We start from the raw sequence: 7,236 nt of genomic DNA, 5'->3' as shown, positions 1-7,236 counted from the left end.
TACCAGGGCCTGTCCGCGTCGCTCCCGCTCACCTGGACCTTCGCGAGCTGATCCCCTCTCCACCCGGCCCGTCGCGCGGGGGCGCTCCGGGCCGGGTGGAGAGGGGATCAGCTCGCGAAGGTCCAGGTGAGCGGGAGCGACGCGGACAGGCCCTGGTAGGCGTTGGTGGCCGACGAGTCGAGGGTCACGGCGATGGAGAAGGGGGTGGAGGTGCCGGGGGTGACCGGGGCGGTGTTGAGGGTCTTGACGGCCGAGCCGGCGAGGGTCGCGGCGGTGCCCGTGAAGACGGTGGTCCCGCCCGAGGTGATCACGACGTTGAGCTTGCCGCAGAAGTCGGTGGCGGAGCCGGAGGCGCCGGCCGCGACGTTGTTGCTCTGCGAGCAGGTGGCGCCGGGGGTCAGCGTGAAGGTGTTGGCGGCGACGGTGCCGGTGTTCTTCAGCGTGATCGCGGTGGTGACGGTCTGGCCGGGGACCATCGTGGTCGATCCGCCGAACTTGTTGATGGTCGCGCAGGTCGCGGTGTTGGTGCTGATCGAGCCGCCGTCGGTGCTGAGGCAGGTGATGGGGCTGGCACCGGTCGACTTCTCCTCCATGACGAGCGAGCCGGAGGCGGCGGTGTTGCCGGTGTTGGAGATGCTCGCGACGAAGCCGGACAGGGTGCCGGACATCGAGACGGAGAGGAGAGCGGCGGCGGCGATGCTCGTCGCGATGGCGAGGGGAGCGAAGCGGACGCGCTTGGACTTGGCGGTGTGGGTCGACATGGCAGGACTCCTGATCGGGTGGGGCGGGCTGATGCTGAAGGGGGAGGGTCCGGCTGGTGGTCCGCCGAACTCGATTGACCGCTAAGTTACTTGATGACCAAGATACATTGCAATCGTTCTTTCGCCCCCTGTCCGGGTGACAGGCCGGGACCCCCGAGGGCGACCCGTACGATGACCCCAGCCCTACCCCGAGAAGGACGAATGACCACCGAGAGACCGACCCCGCGCGACGTCGACCAGGACGCGCCCGCCGTGCAGCTGCGGCAGTCGCTCCGCCTGCTCGAGAACGCGCAGCGGCACCTCCGCGCGAGCATCGCCGCGGGCGTGGGCGTGGGCATCTCGGAGCTCACCGCGCTCGAGGTGCTCGGCGAGTCGCCCGACCTCACGCCGAAGTGGCTGGGTCTCGAGCTCTCCCTCTCGACGGGCGCCGTGACCGCGCTCCTCGACCGGCTGGCGACCGCCGGCCACGTCGACCGGCTCGCCAACCCGCAGGACCGCCGCAGCGTCCTGCTGCGCCTCACCGCCTCCGGGGAGCAGCTGCTCGCGCAGGTGGACGAGCGCTACGACGAGGTCAGCGCGGAGGTGCTGAAGGCCTCCCCCGGGCTGAACGGCATGGCGGACGACCTGGCGCGTGCCGCCGCGGTCATCACCGCGCACACGATCCGCTGATCCGCGCCAGTCGCTAGGAGTCCAGCGCCCGGGTCAGGGTCCAGACGTTGCGCCCCTCGGAGCGCTCGTGCTCGAACGTGGTCGTCAGAGCCTGGATGAGGGCGAGCCCGCGGCCCGACTCGGCGAAGACGTCCGGCATCTCCCGCGGCCGCGTGCCGATGTCCGGCGGATCGGCCGTGTCGACCAGCTCCGCGTGGATCGCGTCTCCCTCGACGCGCACGACGAGGCGGCAGACGATCGTCGTCGTCGACGTCGCGTGCTGGATGACGTTGTCGACCAGCTCGACCAGCGCCGTCTCGACGGCCATGCGGTCGCGGGCCGGCAGGTCCGGCCGCTCGCCCCAGAGCCCGGCGAGCATCTCGTGGACGACCTCGGTGTCGTTCGGGGGCGTGCGGAACCCGACGCTGCGCTCAGTCACGGTACGCGTCGCCGGCCGTGTCGAAGAGGGTGAGCACCCGGTCCAGATTGGACAGCTGCAGCACCATCACGACCTGCTCGCTGGGCGCCGCGATCCGCAGGTCGCCGCCCGCCTGCCGCGCGGTCTTGAGAGCGCCGACCAGGGCGCCGAGGCCGGAGGAGTCCATGAACGTCACCGCGCTGAGCTCGACGACGATGCGGGGGCTGCCCTCGTCGATCGCCCGGCGGACGGCCGAGCGCAGCTCCGGAGCCGAGGCCGCGTTGAGCCGCCCCTCCCCCCGCAGCACGGCGATGTCGGGGGCGGTCGTCTCGGTCGTGAACGTCATGCGGGGTCCTTCTCGGCGGAGCGGTCGGCGCCCGTGCGGGTCAGCACGAGGGCGGTGATGTCGTCGGACGCGGAGCCGGAGGCGGCGAGCGCCCTCAGCGCCTGCAGGAACTCGGCGGTGTCGGCGGAGTCGCGGGCGAGGTCGACCGCGCGCGCCAGGGACTGCAGGGTCCCGTCGTAGAGGTCGAGGACGCCGTCGGTGAAGGCCAGGAGCGAGTCGCCGACCGCGAGCTCCACGGTCTGGGTGATCCAGCCGCCGTCCTCCGCGATGCCCAGCGGGAGGCCCAGTGCCGCGAGCCGCTGGAACGAGCCGTCGGCGCGGAGGAGGACGGTGAGCCCGTGGCCCGCGTCGACGAAGTCGATCCGGCCGGACGCGGTGTCGAGGCGCCCGTGGAAGAGGGTCGCGAAGGTCTCCGTGGCCGTGAAGTCGTCGTGCAGCTGGGCGCTCACCGCGCTGACGACCGCGTCGGGGTCGCCGCCCAGGCGCGCCCGGAACGCGGAGCGGATCGAGGCGGCCACGATCGCCGCTGCCGTCCCCTTGCCCATCACGTCCACGAGGGTCAGGTCGACCGTCTCGTCGTCGCCGCGCCAGCTGTAGAAGTCGCCGGTGATCGTCCACCGCGGCAGCGAGAGCCCCGAGAGCTCGTAGCCGGCAGGGTGGTGGAGGGAGGAGGGAGCCATCTGCGTCTGCATGTCGGCGGCGCGGTCGCGCTCCGCCGTGTCGCGCAGCTCGCGCTCGACCCACTCGCCGAACTCCTCGAGCAGCTGCCGCTCGTCCGGGGTGAGGCTCCGGGGCACGAAGTCGATGAGGCAGAGGGTGCCCAGCTGCAGGTCGCCCTCGACCGACAGCGGCCGCCCGGCGTAGAAGCGGACGTGCGGGTACCCCGCGACGTGCTCGTGCCCGGCCCACACCTCGTCGGCACCGAGGTCCGGCACGACGAAGGTGGTGCGCTTCTCGATCGTCGCGTCGCAGAAGGTGCCGGCGCGCGGGTAGGCGAGCACGGCGTCCGGACGCTGCGGGGACTTCGTGAACAGCGTGGTGTCGTCGAGGAAGTGGATCTCGGCCACGGGCACGCGGAACAGCTCCTCGGCCATCCGTGTGATCCGGTCGAAGCGCTCCTCCGGAGCCGACCCCATCATCTCGAGCGCCTCGAGCGCCACCAGCCGCGGATCCTGCTCGGCCTCGATCATCCGTGCCCCCTTCCCCCTGCGCGCCGCGCCGGGACTCCCCGGAGCGCACACGCACCTCCGACCGTATCGCCCCGCTTGACGGGTGGGGGACCTTCGGCGCCTCTGTACCCCTCACGGGGTACGGCTGTCGCAGATCGCGCGGTCGGGAGCGTCGGCGGTGGCCGATCCCGGCCGTCCTCGCCTCCGCCTCTTGCCGCCGGACGGAGCGGACCCCTACTCTTCACCCGACGCTCCCCCGGCGACCCGCGAGCACCCGAAGCCCGCAGGCTCGTGGGCGTCGCCTCAGGAGCGCCCGTGCCCACCCAGCCGCGTCCCCTCCGCCGATCGCGCGCGGAGACGAACCGACCCTCTCGATCCGACGCGCCCCGGCGCGGGAGCCCGCTCGCTGCGGCGCTCCTGCTCGTGACCGTCCTGATCCTCCCGCTCGCCACCGCGCCGACAGCGTCCGCCGTCGACTCGGCGGGCGACGAGTACGACGCGATGCGCCTCGCCCTCGTCGCCGATCTGACGGGCACGATCCCGGGAAGCGGGAGCGTCGGCGGCCTCGCCGCGGCGAAGGGCCGCCTCGTCGCCGAGGCCGAGGGCTACTGGTCGACGCTCGAGACCGACGGCGGCGAGCCGTGGCCGGACCTGGTCACGGGCACCTCGGCGGTGGAGGTGTGGGCCGCCTACAAGCGGGTCACCGTCCTCGCGACCGCGCTGAAGACCCCCGGCACCGCCCTCAGCGGCGACCCGGCGCTCCTCCGCGACGTCGTCACGACCGCCGACTGGCTCTCGGCGAACCGCTACAACCGTTCGACCACCGGCACCTCCCGCTGGTGGGAGCAGCAGATCGGCATCCCGCTCGAGCTGAACAGCATCACCGCCCTCCTCTACCCCGACCTCTCGGCGGCGCAGGTGCAGGCCTACCTGTCGGCCTCGACGCGCTTCGCCGACACCGTCACCCGGACCGGCGCCAACCGCGTCTGGACGGCGGCGGTCATCGCCGGGCGGGCGGTGCTGCTGAAGCAGCCGGCGAAGATCGCGGAGGCGGCCGCCGGCATCGACCCGGCGCTGAGGACGGTGGCGTCCGGCGACGGCTTCCACGCCGACGGCTCCTTCGTGCAGCACAGCGTCTTCGCCTACAGCGGCGGGTACGGGCTCTCGATGCTCGACACCCTCGACGACCTGTACTCGCTGCTCGACGGCTCCCGCTGGGAGATCACGAGCCCGGAGGGGCTCGGCGTGTACGACCGGCTCGCCTCCTCCTTCGCCCCCGTCACCTGGTGCGGCGCCGTGATGTCGACGGTCCGCGGCCGCGAGACCGCGCGGGCGGAGTCGGAGGACGGCGACGTCGGCGTCCAGCTGCAGGCGGCGGTGCTGCGCCTCGCCGACAGCGCCCCTCCCTCGGCCAGGACACGGACGAACGCGCTGGCGAAGAGCTGGCTGGCCTGCAACGCCGGCAGCCCCGTGAGCATCGAGACGGCCGGGTCCGTCAGCGACGTCGTGCGCGCGCGGCTCGTCCTCGCCGACACGGGCCTGATCGCGACCCCGATCGGCTCGGGCGTCCGGGCCTTCGCCGGGATGGACCGCTTCACGCGGACCACGGCGACCTCGGGCTTCGCCGTCGGCCTGTCGAGCACGCGGATCGCCCGCTACGAGTCGCTCAACGGCGAGAACCGCAGCGGCTGGTACACCGGCGACGGAGCGACGTCGCTCCACCTGGGCAGCGGGCGCCAGTACGACGACGGCTACTGGGCCACGGCGAACCCGTACCGGATGCCCGGCACCACCGAGGACACGATCGTCCGGAGCGCGGGCGAGGGCGCGTCGTCCCGCCCGACGACGACCTTCACCGGGAGCCTCGAGAGCCCGTCGCGGCGGACGGGGATCGCGGCGCTCGACTTCGACGCGGCGTCGGTGAGCCTGGTCGCGAAGAAGGCCTGGTTCACCTTCGACGACGAGATCCTCGCGCTCGGCTCCGGGATCACGGCGACCGACATGTCCGGGACCGGCTGGGACGGGGCGCGCCGGCGCGCGGAGACGGTGATCGACGACCGCCGCGACGTCGCTCCCGACGCGAGGCTCCGCGTCGACGGCGTCCTCCGCGGTGCGGAGGCGACCGCCACGAGCACCGCCCGCTGGGCCTCGATCACCGGCTCCGCGGAGTCGGTGGGCTACGTCTTCCCGTCGCCGATCGCCCTGACCGCGCAGGGACGGACCCGCACCGGAGCCTGGAGCGCCGTGAGCACCGCCGGTCCGACGGCGCCGGTGACCGGCCACTACTACTCCCTGACGACGAGCCACGGCACGAACCCGACCGGCGCCTCGTACGCGTACACGGTCCTCCCCGGCGCCTCCGAGGCGGCGACCGCCGCGTACGCGGTGGACCCGGACGTGACCGTGCTCAGCAACACCCCCCAGCTGAGCGCCGCCCGCGACCGCTCGACCGGCACCGTGAGCGCCGTGTCGTGGAAGGCCGGGACCACGAGCCCCGTGCTCGTCGGAGGCACCCGGGTCGCGAGCATCACCGGCGCCGGCCTGGTCTCGATCCGGGAGGACGCGGACACGGTGACCGTCTCGACCGTCGACCCGACGCAGGTCTCGACGAGCGCGCTCACCGTGACGCTCGCGCGGCCGACCGCGGGCACGGTGTCCTCGAGCGCCGCCCTGAGCGTGACGAGCAGGACGAGCACCGCGACGACGATCACGTTCCGGCCGAACGGGCTGAAGGGAGCGACGGCGTCCATCGTGCTCGCGAAGAGGGCCGCCACTCCGGTGCCGACGGCCACGCCCACGCCGGCCGCCACCGCCACGCCGACCTCGACCTCCACGCCGACCGCCACCGCGACTCCGCTCGCCGCCGTCGGGGCCGGCACCCACCAGAACGGCTCGCCGGCCGTCGCCGTCACGGGCACCTGGTCCACGACCTCCTCCTCCGCGGACAGCGGCGGCGGCGTCTCCTTCTCGTCGACGGGGGGCGCCTCCGCCACCCTCCGCTTCACCGGCACCGGAGTCTCGTGGGTGAGCCGCCGGTCCAGCACGTCCGGGATCGACGAGGTCCGCCTCGACGGCGTCCTCGTGGCCTCGGTCGACCGCTACAGCGCCACCACCCGCTCCGCCCAGACCGTCTGGACCAGCGGGACCCTGCCCGCCGGCACCCACACCGTCACGATCACCCGCGGCAGCACACGGAATCCGGCGGCGACCGGGGGCAACCTGATCCACGACGCCTTCGTCGTGAGGGGCTGACGGCCCGGCTATCACCGGCCGCGGTGCCTGGCCAAGCCCTCGCCCGGTGGCGGGCGGGCCCGTAGCGTCGCCCGGACCGATCGACCCGCCGGGGTCACGACGAGAGGACGCGCCATGAGCAGCACGAGCGACATGATCCGGAGCCACCCCGGGGAGCTGCGAGGCGTCGATCCGGAGGTCCTGGCCGAGTGCATCGACGCGTGCGGCGCCTGCGCGCTCACCTGCACCGCCTGCGCCGACGCGTGCCTCGGCGAGGAGTCGGTCGCCGAGCTGGTCCACTGCATCCGCACCGACCTCGCCTGCGCCGACGTGTGCGCCGCGACCGGCGCCGTGCTCTCGCGCCGCGGCGTCGTCGGATCCGCGGCCGTCCGCGCCCTCGTCGAGGCCTGCCTCCTGGCCTGCCGCGCCTGCGCCGACGACTGCGAGCAGCACGCCGAAATGCACGAGCACTGCCGGATCTGCGCCGAGGCCTGCCGCCGCTGCGAGCAGGCGTGCGAGAGGCTGCTCGCGCAGCTCTGAGCGCGGGCGCCACCGCGGGACACCTCCCCCACCGGACTCGACGGGCGGCTGTCAACCGTCCTGCCCTGAGCGTCCGGCGCTCCTACGGTCGGTGGCGAGCACGGCGTCGTCGGGGCTCGGAGC

General features: G+C 73.5%; 7 protein-coding genes. 3 read left to right on the top strand and 4 right to left on the bottom strand.

Annotated elements, in window-relative coordinates:
• Positions 1-107 precede the first annotated feature (107 nt).
• On the bottom strand, positions 108-761 hold the full coding sequence (locus C5C69_RS12775) for a hypothetical protein (protein ID WP_104234050.1): 654 nt from the start codon (positions 759-761) through the stop codon (positions 108-110).
• A gap of 201 nt (positions 762-962) precedes the next feature.
• Between C5C69_RS12775 and C5C69_RS12770 the strand changes: the two genes are divergently transcribed.
• The gene (locus tag C5C69_RS12770) at positions 963-1,430 is read left to right on the top strand and encodes a MarR family transcriptional regulator (protein ID WP_104224277.1); all 468 of its coding nucleotides are present in this window, start codon (positions 963-965) and stop codon (positions 1,428-1,430) included.
• Between the two features lie 13 nt (positions 1,431-1,443).
• Here the strand turns inward: C5C69_RS12770 and C5C69_RS12765 are convergent, their stop codons facing one another.
• From C5C69_RS12765 to C5C69_RS12755, 3 genes are read right to left on the bottom strand one after another with little or no spacing between them, the layout of a single operon-like run.
• Entirely contained in the window at positions 1,444-1,848 is a 405-nt protein-coding gene (locus C5C69_RS12765; RefSeq protein ID WP_104234049.1) for an ATP-binding protein, read from the bottom strand.
• A complete protein-coding gene (locus C5C69_RS12760) occupies positions 1,841-2,173 on the bottom strand; it encodes an STAS domain-containing protein (protein ID WP_104227127.1) in 333 nt (110 codons plus the stop codon). Before C5C69_RS12760 ends, C5C69_RS12765 begins: the two co-directional genes overlap by 8 nt.
• A complete protein-coding gene (locus C5C69_RS12755; RefSeq protein ID WP_104234048.1) occupies positions 2,170-3,363 on the bottom strand; it encodes a PP2C family protein-serine/threonine phosphatase in 1,194 nt (397 codons plus the stop codon). The genes C5C69_RS12760 and C5C69_RS12755 overlap by 4 nt, the downstream gene beginning before the upstream one ends.
• A gap of 402 nt (positions 3,364-3,765) precedes the next feature.
• On the opposite strand from C5C69_RS12755, the gene C5C69_RS12750 reads away from it, so the two are divergent.
• Together C5C69_RS12750 and C5C69_RS12745 are read left to right on the top strand one after the other, a co-directional pair.
• Entirely contained in the window at positions 3,766-6,594 is a 2,829-nt protein-coding gene (locus C5C69_RS12750) for a polysaccharide lyase 8 family protein (RefSeq protein ID WP_146080943.1), read from the top strand.
• Between the two features lie 114 nt (positions 6,595-6,708).
• The gene (locus tag C5C69_RS12745) at positions 6,709-7,113 is read left to right on the top strand and encodes a four-helix bundle copper-binding protein (RefSeq protein ID WP_104258030.1); all 405 of its coding nucleotides are present in this window, start codon (positions 6,709-6,711) and stop codon (positions 7,111-7,113) included.
• Positions 7,114-7,236 lie beyond the last annotated feature (123 nt).

The sequence above is a fragment of the Rathayibacter sp. AY1C7 genome (assembly GCF_002931865.1).
In the GTDB taxonomy this organism is placed as follows: Bacteria; Actinomycetota; Actinomycetes; order Actinomycetales; family Microbacteriaceae; genus Rathayibacter.
The sequence above is the reverse complement of the archived record's forward strand: the minus strand, read 5'-3'. Positions and strand labels throughout refer to the sequence as shown.

Excerpts from the sequence above, each read along its gene's own strand:
- C5C69_RS12755 (WP_104234048.1), bottom strand. The coding sequence starts at position 3,363 with ATGATCGAGGCCGAGCAGGATCCGCGGCTGGTGGCGCTCGAGGCGCTC.
- C5C69_RS12745 (WP_104258030.1), top strand. The coding sequence starts at position 6,709 with ATGAGCAGCACGAGCGACATGATCCGGAGCCACCCCGGGGAGCTGCGA.
- C5C69_RS12760 (WP_104227127.1), bottom strand. The coding sequence starts at position 2,173 with ATGACGTTCACGACCGAGACGACCGCCCCCGACATCGCCGTGCTGCGG.
- C5C69_RS12770 (WP_104224277.1), top strand. The coding sequence starts at position 963 with ATGACCACCGAGAGACCGACCCCGCGCGACGTCGACCAGGACGCGCCC.
- C5C69_RS12775 (WP_104234050.1), bottom strand. The coding sequence starts at position 761 with ATGTCGACCCACACCGCCAAGTCCAAGCGCGTCCGCTTCGCTCCCCTC.